This is a genomic window from Myceligenerans cantabricum (genome assembly GCF_054777735.1).
In genome coordinates, this window is the sequence record NZ_BAAHAJ010000014.1 from 80,448 (window position 1) to 93,670 (window position 13,223).

Here is a 13,223-nt window from a genome sequence, read left to right on the forward strand (position 1 = left end):
GATGGAGCCCACCATGAGCACGCCCCCTTCCGCCCTGTTCGTCTGCGTCCACAACGCCGGTCGTTCCCAGATGGCCGCCGGCTTCCTCCGCTCGCTGTCGGGCGGCGCCGTCGAGGTCCGGTCCGCCGGGTCCGAGCCCGGCGACCGGATCAACCCGGTCGCCGTCGAGGCCATGCTGGAGAAGGGCATCGACATCCGCGCGGAGCAGCCGAAGGTCCTCACGGACGAGGCCGTCCTGGCGTCCGACGCCGTCATCACCATGGGCTGCGGCGACGCCTGCCCGGTCTTCCCCGGCAAGCGGTACGAGGACTGGAAGCTCGACGACCCGGCAGGCCAGGGCATCGAGGCGGTCCGCCCGATCCGTGACGAGATCGAGCAGCGCGTGCGCGACCTCATCGCGCGGCTCGGCGTGGAGGCCGTGGCCTGATGCCGGCGGAGACGACGGGCGCCCCGGTGGGATCGCGGAACGACCTGGGGCGGCGGACCCTCGCCGAGGCGCTCGGCACCGGGACGCTCGTCGCTGTCGTGGTGGGCTCCGGGATCATGGCGCAGGAGCTCTCGGACGACGTCGGGCTGCGGCTGCTGGCGAACAGCCTGGCCACGACGCTCGGGCTGGCGGTGCTGATCGCCGTGCTCGGACCGGTGAGCGGGGCTCACCTCAACCCCGTGGTGACCCTGGTGGACTGGTGCGTCGGGCGGCGTCCGCGCGCCGAGGACGGGGAGACGGACGGTCACGGGACTCGCGCCCGGCCGGCCGACGTCGGGGCCTATGTCGCGGCCCAGCTCGCGGGCGGGATCTCCGGCGCCGTCCTGGCGAACGCCATGTTCGACGTGCCCACCGGGTTCGCCACGACCGACCGCGCCACGGCGCCGCACCTGCTGGCCGAGGTCGTCGCCACCGCCGGGCTCGTCCTGGTCGTCGTGGGCCTGCTCCGGTCCGGGCGGGAGACCTGGGTGCCTGCCGCCGTGGGCTCCTACATCGGGGCGGCGTACTGGTTCACGTCGTCGACGTCGTTCGCCAACCCCGCCGTGACGGTGGGCCGGATGTTCAGCGACACCTTCGCGGGGATCGCCCCGGCCTCGGTGCTGCCGTTCGTCGCCGCGCAGCTGGCCGGCGGCGCACTCGCGCTCGCCCTGGCCGCAGCCCTCTTCCCGAGAACACCCCATCCCCACCAACGCCCCCACCCCACCCCCACCCCCACCGCCACGACCCCCACCGCCGACCCCGCCCAAGCACACCCCTGAGCGGTCGGTCCTTTCGTGAGTGATCGGCAGTTCAATCTGCCGATCACTCACGAAAGGACCGATCACGAGGCTGGTCGGTCATGAGGTGACCGACCAGCCTGTGGTGGCGGGCCGTTCAGTCGGACGAGCGACCGTGGGCGACACCCGTGGCGAAGCCCAGCTCGCCGCGCTCCGGAGGGGCACCGATGGTGATCGGCTGCGGTGCCTCGGGGGCGGCGCAGCAGGCGTCGGCCTCCGTCCGCGCCGCCGCGAGCGCCTCCGGGGAGACGGTGCCGTCGTCGTCGGCCGCCGCCGCGAGGTTCGACGAGCAGACGCCGGTCTCCGGGAGGTTCAGCCGGACGTCGTCGGCCCCGGCACGGTCGCCGGCGAGCGCGGCGGCGACGGACCGGACCTGCTCGTAGCCGGTGGCCAGCAGGAATGTCGGGGCGCGGCCGTAGGACTTCATGCCGACGAGGTAGAAACCCTCGTCCGGGTGGGCGAGATCGGCCTCGCCGTGCGGCGGGACGGTGCCGCAGGAGTGCAGGTTCGGGTCGATGAGCGGCGCGATCCTGCGCGGCGCCTCGACCACGGGGTCGAGGTCGAGCCGCACCTCGCGCAGCATGCCGAGATCGGGCCGGAAGCCGGTGGCGGCGGCGACGTTGTGGACGCTCAGGTCGAGCGTCCCGTCGACGCCGTCGCGCCGCCCACGTCCCGTCACCTGGACGGTCGCACCCTCGCCCCGGGCCGCCGTGCCACCGGTGACCGGGCTGCCGGTCGGAGCGTCCTGCTCCGCGGCGGCCGGGTCGAGCGGGGTCAGGGACTCGATGGTGGCGCGGGTGATCAGCTCGACGGCGCCGGACGCGACGGCGTCGTGCAGGCGGGTGCCGAGCAGGCCGCGAGCGGGGAGCTGGTCGTCGGAGCCGCCACCGTAGAGGCGGCGCGGCGAGCCGCCGCGGATGGCCCAGGTGATCCGGGTGCCCGGCTCCTGCTCGGCGAGCTCGACGAGGTTGAGCAGGGTGTTCGCGGCCGAGTGGCCCATGCCGACGACGAGGGTGTGACGCCCGGCGAAGCGCTCTCGACCACGGCCCAGCACGTCGGGGAGCGCCCCTGTGAGATACGGCCCGGCCTCTGCCTCGCCGCGTGCCGGCAGGCCCGAGACGCCGAGCGGGTTGGGCGAGCCGTACGTCCCCGAGGCGTCGACGACCGCCCGGGCGCGCACGTCGCCGTCCGCGGTGCGGACGAGCCACGGCCTGCCCTCGCGGCCGATGGACCGGGTGCGGTCGGCGCCGTCGCGCGCGACGGCGGTCACTCGCGAGCCGTAGCGCACGCGGTCGCCCAGCGTGGCGGCGAGTGGCGCGAGGTAGCGCTCGACCAGGTCGGCGCCGGTCGGCAGGGCGTCGGGATCCGGCTCCTGCCATCCGGTCGGCGCGAGCCGGCGGCGGGCGGCGGCGTCGATGCTGTACCGCCACGGCGAGAAGAACCGGATGTGCGCCCAGTCGGCGACGGCGGCGCCGGGTCCGTCGCCGGCTTCCAGGACCAGGGGTTCCAGCCCGCGTTCCAGCAGGTGCGCGGCGGCGACGAGACCGATCGGCCCGGCGCCGACGACGACGACGGGAAGCTCTTCACGGGACGTCTCGGCCATGGTTCCTCCATCAGATCGAAGTCTATCGATGGGACTCATCGTATCCACAAACTTCGATACGTGGCAAGATGGTCCCATGACCCCTCCGGAGCTCACCCTGACGGAAGCACCCCCGCTGGGAGCGGTGTGCTGCGCGCCCATCGTCCGCGAGGCGGCCGACCCGGCGACGGCGGCCGACCTGGCCCGCGCGTTCAAGGCGCTCGGCGACCCGACGCGCGTGCGGCTGCTCTCGCTCGTCGCGGCCCACGAGGGCGCCGAAGCCTGTGTCTGCGACCTCACGGGGCCGCTGGGCCTCGCCCAGCCGACGGTGAGCCACCACCTGAAGATCCTGGTCGACGCCGGTCTGCTCACCCGCGAGAAGCGTGGCAAGTGGGCGTACTACGCGGTGATCCCGGGCGCTCTGGGCCGGCTGGGCGCGCTGCTGACGGAGTCGGCCCGCTGAAGGAGTCGGCCCGCTGACTGCGAATGTCAGACACCCGAGGCATGCTGGCCCCGACGGAGGGAGTCATCATGACCGAAGCACAGCAGACCGGGATCGCCCGGATGGGATCGATCGTCCTCGACGTACCGGACCTAGCCGCGTCCGCGCAGTTCTGGACCGCCATCACCGGCGGAGAGATCACCTCGCAGGACGACGACTGGGTGTCGACCCGCACGTCGGACGGGTGGAGCCTGCACTTCCAGCTCGCACCCGGCCTGACCCCGCCGGAGTGGCCCGGCCAGGACCGTCCGCAACAGCTCCACCTGGACCTCCGCACGCCCGACGTCGCGACGGCGAGCCGGGACGCCGTCGAGCACGGCGCCACGGTGCTCCGGGAGAGCGAGCGCTGGACCACGCTCGCCGACCCGGCCGGGCATCCCTTCGACCTCTGCGTCGCCGAGGACAGCCCCGGTACGACCGTCATGGGCCTGACCTTCGACGTCCCCGACGCGCACGCCGCCGTGCAGTTCTGGTCGGCACTGATCGGTGAGCCGGTCGCGTACGACCAGGACGGGATGGGCATGACCGGTGGTGACCGGCCGCTCCTCTTCCAGCAGGTCGAGAACTACACGTCGCCCGCATGGCCGGACCCCGCGCGGCCGCAGCAGGGCCACCTGGACGTCTTCGTGGACGACCTCGACGCCGCCGAGGAGGCCACGCTCGCGCTCGGCGCGACCAGGCTCCCGGGCGACGGCGAGACGTTCCGCGTCTTCGCCGACCCCGCGGGCCACCCCTTCTGCCTCTGCCTGAACGAGGAGTAACAGGTCTCAGAGCACGCGGTGCGTCCACTCGCCGCCGAGGAGCGTGCCGGCGACGGGCATCGTGCGGAGTGCCTCCGACACGTCGGACGGGTCGGCGGGCTGCACGAGATAGTCCTGGTGCCCGCCGAACCCCGGCATGTCGCCGTCCAGCACGACGAGGTCGGCCGGGCCGCCCTCGCGTGGCGTGACCCCGTGCCCGGCGGTCGACGCCGCGAGCGCCTGCTCCACCGTGAGCACCTGCTCGGGGTGCCACGGCGCGCGGCCGCCGCGGGACCGGGTCACCGCCGACGCGATCGCGAACCACGGGTCGAGCCGGGCGACGGGCGCGTCGGACCCGAGCGTGAGCGGCACGCCGGCGGCGGCGAGCGTCGCCAGCGGGAACGCCCGGTCCGTGCGGTCCGGCCACAGGCCCTCCGCGACGTCGCGGTCGTCCATCGCGTGCTCGGGCTGGACGCTGGCGGTCACCTGCCCGGCCGCGAACCGTTCGACGTCGGACCACCGCACGAGCTGGGCGTGCTCGATGGAACCGCGCGCACCCGTGATCGCGAAGGCGTCGAGCGCGAGGGCGTTGGCCCGGTCCCCGATGGCGTGGATGGCACAGGTCAGGCCGGCGTCGGTGGCGCGCTTCATCAGCAGGTGCAGCTCCTCGGGCGGCACGTTGAGCACGCCGTGGGCGTCGGGACCGTCCGACCCCTCGTACGGGTCGAAGCAGCAGGCGGTCCGCGAGTTCAGCGAGCCGTCGCTGATGACCTTGAGCGAGCCCATCTCGACGAGCGCCCGTCCTGCCGGCCCGGTCGCGGGCACTCCCCCCGGCCTGCCGGACGCATCGCTCCCGCCCCCGCCGGGCGCCCCCGTGAGAGCCGCCAGCGGGTCCCCGGTACGCAGCCCTTCGGCGAGCGCCGCGTCGAGGTCCCAGTACCAGACGCCCGCGCGCACCCGCAGGCCGTCCCAGGACGGCACGCGGCGCCGCCACGCGCCGATGTTGTCGTCCATCCCGAAGTCCACGATGCCGACGACGCCGCGTGCCGCCGCGGCCTGCGCGGCGCTGTGCACGAGCCGGTCCAGCGTCTCCCCGGACGGGTGGTCCAGCTGCTCGGCGGGCAGCATCTCGTCCTCGAGGAGCAGACCGGTCGGGTGCTCGATACCCAGGCGCCGCAGCCCCGCCGTGTTCACCCACGCGGAGTGGAGGTCGAAGGAGAGCAGCACCACCGGGACGTCCCCGACGACGTCGAGCTGCTCCGCGGTCGGCGGCTCCGGCCAGGTCACCCAGTGCAGCCCGAAGCCGACCAGCGGCTCCTGGCCGCTGACACCGTCGCCGGCGCGCGCGTCGAGCGCGTCCTGGACGAGCCGGACGGCGTGCTCGGCGGAGGTCGCGGGGGCGACGTCGAGCCGCCGCCGGACGAGCGCCCACTGCTCCATGTGCGTGTGCGCGTCCCACAGCCCGGGCAGCACCCAGCGCCCGTCCAGGTCCACGGCCTCCGGGGACGCGACGCCGGCACCACCGTCCGGCGCCGTTCGCCCGCCGGCCCCGGAGTCGGCGGGCGACGTCGGCTCTACCCGCGTGATCACGCCGTCCGAGACCTGGATGTCGACAAGATGGTCCGCGCCCAGGAGCCGGGCGCGGGAGAGGATCGTTCTGGTCACGAGCCAAAGGTAAGCCTCAGCCCGGGCCCGTGCGTGACCGTCCTGCGTGACCCCTCTCACCGCGTCGCGAGGTGAGGACGGCGGGCGACCATCGTTACTGTTGATCGGAACGATCCGCGAGCCTGATGCGAGGCCGCGGAGGACGCGCGGTACCATCGCGCACCCGACGAACCGAAAGGTCACACATGACCCGTCACCGTGCACTCGCCACCGCCGCTGCCGCCTCGCTCGCCGTGCTGGCGCTCGGAGCGTGCTCGTCGGGCGGCTCCGGGGACGACGACGGTCTCGGGCTGGTCAGCGCCGGCACGCTGACCGTCGCGACCGAGGGCACCTACCCGCCGTTCAGCTTCCACGACGACGCGGGCGACCTCGTCGGGTACGACGTCGAGGTCGCCGAGGCCGTCGGGGAGCAGCTCGGCCTGGAGGTCGAGTTCGCGGAGACGCAGTGGGACGCGATCTTCGCGGGCCTCGACGCCGGCCGGTTCGACACGATCGCCAACCAGGTCTCGATCACCCCGGAGCGCGAGGAGGCGTACCTGTTCAGCGAGCCGTACACCGTGTCGCGCGGCGCCATCGTCGTCACCGAGGACAACACCGACATCGCCGCCTTCGACGACCTCGACGGCAAGACCACCGCGCAGTCGCTGACCAGCAACTGGCGCGACCTGGCCGAGGAGTCGGGCGCGGAGATCGAGAACGTCGAGGGCTGGGCACAGTCCATCGCCCTGCTGCGGGACGGCCGCGTGGACGCCACGGTCAACGACACCCTCACCTACCTCGACTACGTGAACGAGAACGGCGAGTCCGGGCTGCGGATCGCGGCGGAGACCGACGAGTCCTCGGAGTCGGCGTTCGTGGTGACCCCGGAGCACGAGGCGCTCGTCGAGGAGATCACCGACGCGCTCACGGAGCTGCGCCAGGACGGGACGCTGGCAGAGCTCAGCGACAAGTACTTCGGCGACGACGTCACCGAGTAAGTGGACTGGGAACTCGCCCGGGACTCGTTCTGGCCCATCCTGTCCGGAGGGTTGACCGCGACGATCCCGCTCGCGCTCGTGTCCTTCGCCATCGGCCTGGTGGTCGCGCTGTTCGTGGCGCTGCTGCGGCTGTCGCCGAACCGGGTCCTCGCCGGGATCGGCACGGCGTACGTCTCGGTCGTCCGCGGCACGCCGCTGCTCGTGCAGCTGTTCATCGTGTTCTACGGGCTGCCGGACCTGGGCATCGTCGTCGACCCCTGGCCGAGCGCCATCATCGCGCTGTCGGTCAACGTCGGCGGCTATGCCGCGGAGATCGTGCGGGCCGCGATCCTCTCCGTGCCGAAGGGGCAGTGGGAGGCCGGGTACACGATCGGCATGTCGACGCCGCGGACGCTGCGCCGGATCGTGCTGCCGCAGGCGGCGCGGGTGTCGGTGCCTCCGCTGTCGAACACGTTCATCTCGCTGGTGAAGGACACGTCGCTGGCGTCGACGATCCTGGTGACCGAGCAGTTCCGCAAGACCCAGGAGATCGCCGCGAGCAACGCCGACCAGGTCATGATGCTCTACGTGGAGGTGGCGCTGATCTACTGGATGTTCTGCACCGTGCTCGCGGCCGGGCAGGGCGCGATCGAGAAGAGGCTGGACCGCTATGTCGCCCACTGACCCCGCGGCGCCCGCCGGCGCCGTCGACCCCGGGGTGCCGCTGCTCGCCGTGCACGGCCTGCACAAGTCGTTCGGGGACAACCATGTTCTGCGCGGCATCGACCTCGACGTGTGGCGGGGCAAGGTCACCGCGCTGATCGGGCAGTCGGGGTCCGGCAAGACCACGCTGCTGCGCTCGCTCAACGGGCTCGCGACGCCTGACGCCGGCACGCTCAGCGTCAGCGGCGGCGTGCTGGAGCTCGACTTCTCCCGGACGATCACCAAGCAGCAGCGGTTCGCGTTGCGGGACCGGTCCGCGATGGTGTTCCAGCAGCACAACCTGTTCCCGCACCGCACGGTGCTGCAGAACGTGATCGAAGGGCCGGTCCAGGTGCAGCGCGTGCCGCGGGCCGAGGCCGTCGCCCGCGCGACCGAGCTGCTGGAGCGGGTCGGGCTGGCCGAGAAGCACGACGCCTACCCGCACGAGCTGTCCGGCGGCCAGCAGCAGCGCGTCGGCATCGTCCGGGCGCTCGCCCTGCGGCCGGACCTGCTGCTGTTCGACGAGCCGACGTCCGCCCTCGACCCGGAGCTGGTCGGCGAGGTGCTCCTGGTGATGAAGGAGCTCGCCGACGAGGGCTGGACCATGGTGGTGGTCACGCACGAGCTGCAGTTCGCGCGGGCCGTGGCCGACGAGGTGCTGTTCCTGGACGGCGGCGTCGTCGTCGAGCGCGGGGATCCGGCACGGATGTTCCGCGAACCGCAGGAGGAACGCACCCGGCAGTTCCTGCGGCGCCTGCTGCATCCGATGGAGTGATACCGGGCGCCGGCGACGCCCGGCCGCACACCGCGGAGAATTGTCAACTTCACCCCCTGTCGAGCGGGTGAAGTTCGATCGTTTCCGTATCGGACGGCCCGAGAACCTGGTGGAGTTGGAGATGCTAGGACCGTGCACCTTCCAACCTTGCGCCCAGGGACTCGAATGACTGAAACAGCAGTACCCGAGACGTCGCCCACTCTGCTGTGGACTGACGCGTTCCCCTGGCTCGGCACCGTCGCCGGACTCGACGCCAACGAGCCCGACCCGCGCTGGTCCGAGCCCATCGCGCGCACCTCGGAGTCCGAGATGCCCGCAGTCGCCCTGGAGGTGGCCAAGCTGGCGATCCAGCACCGGCCCTCCAGCCACGTCGGGTCGGTCTTCCCCCGGCTGCCCGGCGAGCTCAACCTCAACAACCTCGACCTCCCCTCGCGGCAACGGAACGTGCTGCGCCGGCACGGTCTCGACACCGCGCGGGACCTCGGCACGGTCACCGTCACCGCACTGCTCACCTCGTGGTCCGTGGGCCCCCGGGTCCTGGAGGGAATCTTCGCGGCCCTCGTGGAGGAGTCCCTGGCGGCCACGATGAGCGGTGCCACCGCAGAGTAGGCGCCACCGCAGAGCAGACGACCGACCAGGACACCCGGCCCCCGCCGGCGTCGCAGAACACACCGGGCCCGCACGCCCACCCGGCACCCCCCAGCTGCCGGGTCAGCGTGCGGGCCCGGTCGCGCGGCGCTCCCGGCGCCACCTGTCCGGGCTGGTGCCGTACCGGTCGCGGAAGCGGCGGCCCAGGTAGGCGCCGTCGCGCAGGCCCGTACGAGCCGCGACGGCGCCGAGAGGCAGGTCGGTGTCCACGAGCAGCCGGCGCGCCTCGGTGAGGCGGCGCTCGGAGAGCCAGTCCCCGACCGTACGTCCGGACCTCTCGCGCACCACGGTGGTCAGGTGGCCCGGGGTGTACCCCAGCGCACGGGCGACGTCGCCCGCCGACACCGGGTCCGAGAACGTCCGCTCCACCTCGTCGAACACCCGCAGCAGCAGCGGGTCGGGCGCCGACGACGGCCCCGGGGCCAGCCGGGCTGCCGCCACCAGGACGCGGGTCAGGCCGGCCACCATCGCGTCCCGCGCACCCGTGCGTTCGGGGTGCGCCGCCTCGTCGGCGACGTCTTCGAGCCAGCCGCGCCACCGTTGCCGGTCGGCGGCCGGGACCAGGGCGGTCGCACGGGCCCGGCCACCGGGTCCCGCGCCGGTCGCGTCGTCCGGCGCGAAGATCCGCAGCAGCGGATGCCGGTCCCAGGCGAGCGGCGAGACCGCGACGAGCGCCGGAACGACGTCGGGCAGGAACTGCACCGACCAGGCGAGACCGTCGCCCGGCACGGCGGTCTGCCCGGCATCGACCGCCTGCCCGGGGACGACGCCGAACACGTCGCCACCCCGCAGCGGGCGCTCCACGCCGTCGACACGTACCGAGCCGCCGCCGCGGTGGACGTAGACCAGGACGTGGAAGTCGTGGACGTGGCGCCGGCCGAGCGGTGCGGGCCCCTGGTGCTCGCCGCCCGCCATGCGCGTCACACCGATGGCGGGGACGCCGGGACGCTGGTCGTAGCCGTAGACGGGGGTGCCGTCGGGGCGCACGCGGAGCAGACGGGAGTCCCGGACGACGGCGTGCGCGCCGTGGCCCGCAGCGGTCTCCGGTGCGACGCCCGAGGAATCTCCCATACCGCCGAAGTTCCGTCCTGCCGTGCCGCCCGGGGGCGGCCGATGATGTCACCAGCGAACACTGCCAGGCCTACCACGGCACCGACACGAAGGACAGCTCATGAGCACCCCACCCGACGTCCGCATCATCGACGACACCGATCCCGAGACGGCCGGCCGCGAGTTCCTGCCCGGCATGGGCAAGCCGTGGCTGACGCCCTTCTTCGACGCCATGGTCGGGCTGCTCGGTATGCGCGGTCGGTACGCACGCACGGTCGAGCTGGCCGGCGTGCGCGACGGCGAGTCCGTGCTCGACGTCGGCTGCGGCACCGGCAGCCTCCTGATGGCCGTGCTCGACGCCGCGCCGGGCGCGCGAGTCACCGGGCTGGACCCGGACGTGCGGGCGCTGGAGATCGCCGCCGGAAAGCTGCGGCGCGGCCGTCGCCGGGGCACGCTGGTGCGCGGCTTCGCGGACCGGCTCCCCGCCGAGGACGCCAGCGTCGACCACGTGGTCTCGTCCCTGGCGCTGCACCACGTCCCCGAGGACGACCGCCCGACGTTCGCTCGCGAGGTCGCGCGGGTGCTGCGGCCAGGCGGGAAGGTCACGATCCTCGACATGGGCGGAGGCGAGCCCGGCCCGGGTTCCCCGCCCGGGAAGGCGCCCGGCGCAGGGTCCCCCGGCGAGGCGCACGACGGCCACGGCGCGCCCGGCCATGGTGCCGGTCCCCAGGACCACCACCACGGCCACGGCGGCGGAAGCGGGCTCACCCACCTGTGGCGCCACCTGCTCTCGCGGCTGCGGCGCCGCAGCGACACCGCTCCCGAGGCCACCGGGAACCAGGGCGACGCCGTCCCCCGCCTCCTGGTGGCCGCCGGCCTGGCCGACGCCCGCGAGGTGGACCACGAGGACTGGTCGATGGGCCGCCTCACCTACGTCCAGGCCACCGCGCGGTAGTGCGCCGCCGGCCCGGCGGCCGGGTGCTGCCGGGTCAGCGCCGGAACCCGGTCACTCCGCGGTCTCGCCCGGGTACACCAGGCCGATCTGCTCGCGGATCTCGTCCAGGGTGCCCATGATCGCCACCGTCTCCGAGAGGGGGAGGATCTCGCCGTCGGTCTTCCCGGCCGCGACCAGGCGTTCGGCCTCCAGCGCCTGAAAGTGCATGCCGCGCCCGGTCACCAGGCCGTCGCTGCTGAACTCCTCGGACACCTCGCCGTCGACGTCGTACACGCGGAACGACGTCGGCGTGAACCACCACGGGTCGATGTCGATCCGTCCCTCCGTCCCGAGGATCGACGCCGTGACCGGCCCCCGCGTGTCCGACGCGGAGATGGTGGTCGCCAGGCGGCCGCCGTCGTACCCGAAGACCGTCGCGATCGTGGCGTCCGCACCGGTCTCCTTGAACGTGGCGTGCGACTGGACCGTGAGCGGCTCGCCGAGAATGTCCCAGGTGAGCGAGATGGGGTAGATCCCGAGGTCGAGCAGCGACCCGCCGCCGAGCTCGAGGGCGTTGATGCGGTGGCCCGGGTCGTCGGGGAGGTCCTGGCAGTGGTCGGCCATGACGGTGCGGACCTCGCCGAGCGTGCCCGCGGCGATGATCTCGCGGATGCGGGCCATGTGTGGCAGGTAGCGCGTCCACATCGCCTCCATGGCGAGGCGGCCCTTCGACTCGGCGAGGTCCGCGATGGTCTCTGCCTCGCGCCGGTTCAGGGCGAACGGCTTCTCGACGAGCACGTGCTTCCCGGCGTTGAGCACGAGGGCCGCGTCGGCGGCGTGCAGGGGGTGCGGGGTGGCGACGTAGACGATGTCGACCTCGGGGTCCGCCACGAGGTCCTCGTACGAGCCGTGCACGTTCGGGATGCCGAACTCGTCAGCGAAGGCCTTCGCCTTGTCCGCGGAACGCGATCCGACGGCCTGCACGGTGAACCCGTTCACCTTCAGGTCACTGGTGAAAGCATGGGCGATACCGCCCGTGGCGAGAATGCCCCAACGCAGGTGTGTCATACGGCAGAGCCTAGTGGGGCACGACGACGCGAGTCGTCCGCCGGACGTACCTCAGGTCCCAGAGCGCGAGGGCCAGCGCGGCCAGCACGAAGATCGCACCCGCGCCCGGGACGAGCTGCGGCCCCCACGTCGCCACGACGAACGCACCGAGTGCCGCTCCGGAGGCGATACCGACGTTGAAGACCGAGCTGTTCAGCGCCGTCGCCATCTCCGTCGCGCCGGGCGCGACCTGCATCGACAGGTGTGCCGCCGCCGGCGGGACGAGGCTGAAGGTCGTCCCGAACAGCAGCATGCCGACGATCGCGGCTCCGGGTGTGACCCCGAAGAGCTGGAGCAGCAGGAGGAACGCCGCGACGCCGGCAGCGCCGCCCGCCAGCGTGAGCCACGGCCACCGGTCCAGCACGAGGCCCGCCAGCAAGGTCCCGGCCAGGCCCGCGGCCCCGCTGGCCAGGAGCAGCCCCGACAGCCACCGGTCGTCGAAGCCGGCCACCTCCAGCAGGAACTGGGTGATGAACGTGATCCACGCGAAGGCGCCCGTGACGAGCAGGAGCGTGACGGCGAGCAGCACCACGAAGCGCCGCCGGTCGGGATGCGTGCCGCGCGACGTGTCGTCCCTGGCCTGCGACGCGTGCGGCATCGTGAACAGGATCGCCGCACAGGCCACGGCGCTGATGAGCGCCATGACGAGGAAGGGGGTCCGCCACGTGGTCAGCTGGCCGAGCCAGGTGCCGAACGGGACGCCCAGCATGGGACCGAGCGAGTTCCCGATCGTCAGGCGGGCGATCATCCTGCCCCGCACCTCACGGGGGAACATGCTCGCGGCAGCGGGCATGACGATCGCCCAGAACAGCGCCTGCCCGAGAGCCGTCACGACCCGGGAGGCCAGCAGGTCCGGATAGCCGACGGCGAACGCGGACCAGACCAGCCCCGCCGCGCAGACCGCCGTCGTCCCGGCGAGGACGACGCGGCGGCCGAACCGCCGCGTCAGGTGAGCCAGCGGCACGGTCGCGAGGACGACGACGACCGCGTACGCCGTCACGAGGAGACCGATCTGCGACGTGGTCCGCTCCAGGTCCCGGGCCATGATCGTGAGCAGGCCGCCGGGCAGGTTCTCCGCGGTGACGAACATGAACGCCGAGGTGGACAGCGCGATCAGCGCGACGACGGCGCGTCGCTGCGAGGTGCCTCGTGGCGGCACGGATCTGGGGGTCAGGGCGTCGGGTCGCATCGATTCGATAGTCTCGCACGAGCGCAACCGTTTTTTCCCCGCGCGGCCGGCCGGTGAAACGCCATAAAAGGCGGGCAGTCCAGCAAAGGTGGCGGGATTCCGCCTCTCGT

Annotated in this window: 14 protein-coding genes; 9 read left to right on the forward strand and 5 right to left on the reverse strand. The window is 73.0% G+C overall.

Annotation, left to right across the window (positions count from 1 at the left end; all coding sequences use genetic code 11):
• The first annotated feature begins 13 nt into the window (after positions 1-13).
• Positions 14-427 carry an arsenate reductase ArsC gene (locus ACYU96_RS19195; RefSeq protein WP_460757266.1) on the forward strand — a complete coding sequence of 138 codons (414 nt, stop codon included), beginning with the start codon at positions 14-16 and terminating at the stop codon, positions 425-427.
• On the forward strand, positions 427-1,245 hold the full coding sequence (locus tag ACYU96_RS19200) for an aquaporin (RefSeq protein WP_460757268.1): 819 nt from the start codon (positions 427-429) through the stop codon (positions 1,243-1,245). Before ACYU96_RS19195 ends, ACYU96_RS19200 begins: the two co-directional genes overlap by 1 nt.
• 115 nt (positions 1,246-1,360) lie before the next feature.
• Here the strand turns inward: ACYU96_RS19200 and ACYU96_RS19205 are convergent, their stop codons facing one another.
• Entirely contained in the window at positions 1,361-2,866 is a 1,506-nt protein-coding gene (locus ACYU96_RS19205; RefSeq protein WP_460757271.1) for an FAD-dependent oxidoreductase, read from the reverse strand.
• A gap of 76 nt (positions 2,867-2,942) precedes the next feature.
• Here ACYU96_RS19205 and ACYU96_RS19210 point away from each other — a divergent pair, with 76 nt between their 5' ends.
• The gene (locus ACYU96_RS19210) at positions 2,943-3,308 is read left to right on the forward strand and encodes an ArsR/SmtB family transcription factor (RefSeq protein ID WP_460757273.1); all 366 of its coding nucleotides are present in this window, start codon (positions 2,943-2,945) and stop codon (positions 3,306-3,308) included.
• 68 nt (positions 3,309-3,376) lie between these two features.
• The gene (locus tag ACYU96_RS19215; RefSeq protein ID WP_460757277.1) at positions 3,377-4,108 is read left to right on the forward strand and encodes a VOC family protein; all 732 of its coding nucleotides are present in this window, start codon (positions 3,377-3,379) and stop codon (positions 4,106-4,108) included.
• 6 nt (positions 4,109-4,114) lie between these two features.
• Here the strand turns inward: ACYU96_RS19215 and ACYU96_RS19220 are convergent, their stop codons facing one another.
• Positions 4,115-5,752, reverse strand: a complete 1,638-nt coding sequence (locus ACYU96_RS19220) for an amidohydrolase (RefSeq protein ID WP_460757279.1) — start codon at positions 5,750-5,752, stop codon at positions 4,115-4,117.
• A gap of 185 nt (positions 5,753-5,937) precedes the next feature.
• Here ACYU96_RS19220 and ACYU96_RS19225 point away from each other — a divergent pair, with 185 nt between their 5' ends.
• The 4 genes from ACYU96_RS19225 to ACYU96_RS19240 all read left to right on the forward strand — a co-directional run bounded on the left by ACYU96_RS19225 (position 5,938) and on the right by ACYU96_RS19240 (position 8,794).
• Positions 5,938-6,729 (forward strand): amino acid ABC transporter substrate-binding protein, encoded by a 792-nt coding sequence (locus tag ACYU96_RS19225; RefSeq protein ID WP_460757283.1) that lies wholly within the window; start codon positions 5,938-5,940, stop codon positions 6,727-6,729.
• A complete protein-coding gene (locus tag ACYU96_RS19230; protein WP_460757286.1) occupies positions 6,730-7,392 on the forward strand; it encodes an amino acid ABC transporter permease in 663 nt (220 codons plus the stop codon). It abuts the gene before it with no gap.
• Entirely contained in the window at positions 7,379-8,185 is an 807-nt protein-coding gene (locus ACYU96_RS19235; RefSeq protein ID WP_460757288.1) for an amino acid ABC transporter ATP-binding protein, read from the forward strand. Before ACYU96_RS19230 ends, ACYU96_RS19235 begins: the two co-directional genes overlap by 14 nt.
• Positions 8,186-8,350: 165 nt before the next feature.
• Positions 8,351-8,794, forward strand: a complete 444-nt coding sequence (locus tag ACYU96_RS19240; protein WP_460757291.1) for a hypothetical protein — start codon at positions 8,351-8,353, stop codon at positions 8,792-8,794.
• A 102-nt stretch (positions 8,795-8,896) separates the two neighbouring features.
• Here the strand turns inward: ACYU96_RS19240 and ACYU96_RS19245 are convergent, their stop codons facing one another.
• Entirely contained in the window at positions 8,897-9,904 is a 1,008-nt protein-coding gene (locus ACYU96_RS19245; protein WP_460757293.1) for an AraC family transcriptional regulator, read from the reverse strand.
• A gap of 100 nt (positions 9,905-10,004) precedes the next feature.
• Here ACYU96_RS19245 and ACYU96_RS19250 point away from each other — a divergent pair, with 100 nt between their 5' ends.
• Positions 10,005-10,838 carry a class I SAM-dependent methyltransferase gene (locus ACYU96_RS19250; RefSeq protein ID WP_460757296.1) on the forward strand — a complete coding sequence of 278 codons (834 nt, stop codon included), beginning with the start codon at positions 10,005-10,007 and terminating at the stop codon, positions 10,836-10,838.
• 51 nt (positions 10,839-10,889) lie between these two features.
• Here ACYU96_RS19250 and ACYU96_RS19255 read toward each other — a convergent pair whose 3' ends face one another.
• Both ACYU96_RS19255 and ACYU96_RS19260 read right to left on the reverse strand, forming a co-directional pair.
• Entirely contained in the window at positions 10,890-11,885 is a 996-nt protein-coding gene (locus ACYU96_RS19255) for a Gfo/Idh/MocA family protein (protein WP_460757298.1), read from the reverse strand.
• 10 nt (positions 11,886-11,895) lie between these two features.
• Positions 11,896-13,113: an MFS transporter gene (locus ACYU96_RS19260; RefSeq protein ID WP_460757301.1), complete on the reverse strand. Its 1,218-nt coding sequence runs from the start codon at positions 13,111-13,113 to the stop codon at positions 11,896-11,898.
• Positions 13,114-13,223 lie beyond the last annotated feature (110 nt).

Bases quoted from the DNA above. Each gene is read 5' to 3' on its own strand.
- ACYU96_RS19205 (WP_460757271.1), bottom strand. From the start codon at position 2,866: ATGGCCGAGACGTCCCGTGAAGAGCTTCCCGTCGTCGTCGTCGGCGCC.
- ACYU96_RS19200 (WP_460757268.1), top strand. From the start codon at position 427: ATGCCGGCGGAGACGACGGGCGCCCCGGTGGGATCGCGGAACGACCTG.
- ACYU96_RS19250 (WP_460757296.1), top strand. From the start codon at position 10,005: ATGAGCACCCCACCCGACGTCCGCATCATCGACGACACCGATCCCGAG.
- ACYU96_RS19260 (WP_460757301.1), bottom strand. From the start codon at position 13,113: ATGCGACCCGACGCCCTGACCCCCAGATCCGTGCCGCCACGAGGCACC.
- ACYU96_RS19210 (WP_460757273.1), top strand. From the start codon at position 2,943: ATGACCCCTCCGGAGCTCACCCTGACGGAAGCACCCCCGCTGGGAGCG.
- ACYU96_RS19240 (WP_460757291.1), top strand. From the start codon at position 8,351: ATGACTGAAACAGCAGTACCCGAGACGTCGCCCACTCTGCTGTGGACT.
- ACYU96_RS19225 (WP_460757283.1), top strand. From the start codon at position 5,938: ATGACCCGTCACCGTGCACTCGCCACCGCCGCTGCCGCCTCGCTCGCC.
- ACYU96_RS19235 (WP_460757288.1), top strand. From the start codon at position 7,379: ATGTCGCCCACTGACCCCGCGGCGCCCGCCGGCGCCGTCGACCCCGGG.
- ACYU96_RS19195 (WP_460757266.1), top strand. From the start codon at position 14: ATGAGCACGCCCCCTTCCGCCCTGTTCGTCTGCGTCCACAACGCCGGT.
- ACYU96_RS19245 (WP_460757293.1), bottom strand. From the start codon at position 9,904: ATGGGAGATTCCTCGGGCGTCGCACCGGAGACCGCTGCGGGCCACGGC.
- ACYU96_RS19215 (WP_460757277.1), top strand. From the start codon at position 3,377: ATGACCGAAGCACAGCAGACCGGGATCGCCCGGATGGGATCGATCGTC.
- ACYU96_RS19255 (WP_460757298.1), bottom strand. From the start codon at position 11,885: ATGACACACCTGCGTTGGGGCATTCTCGCCACGGGCGGTATCGCCCAT.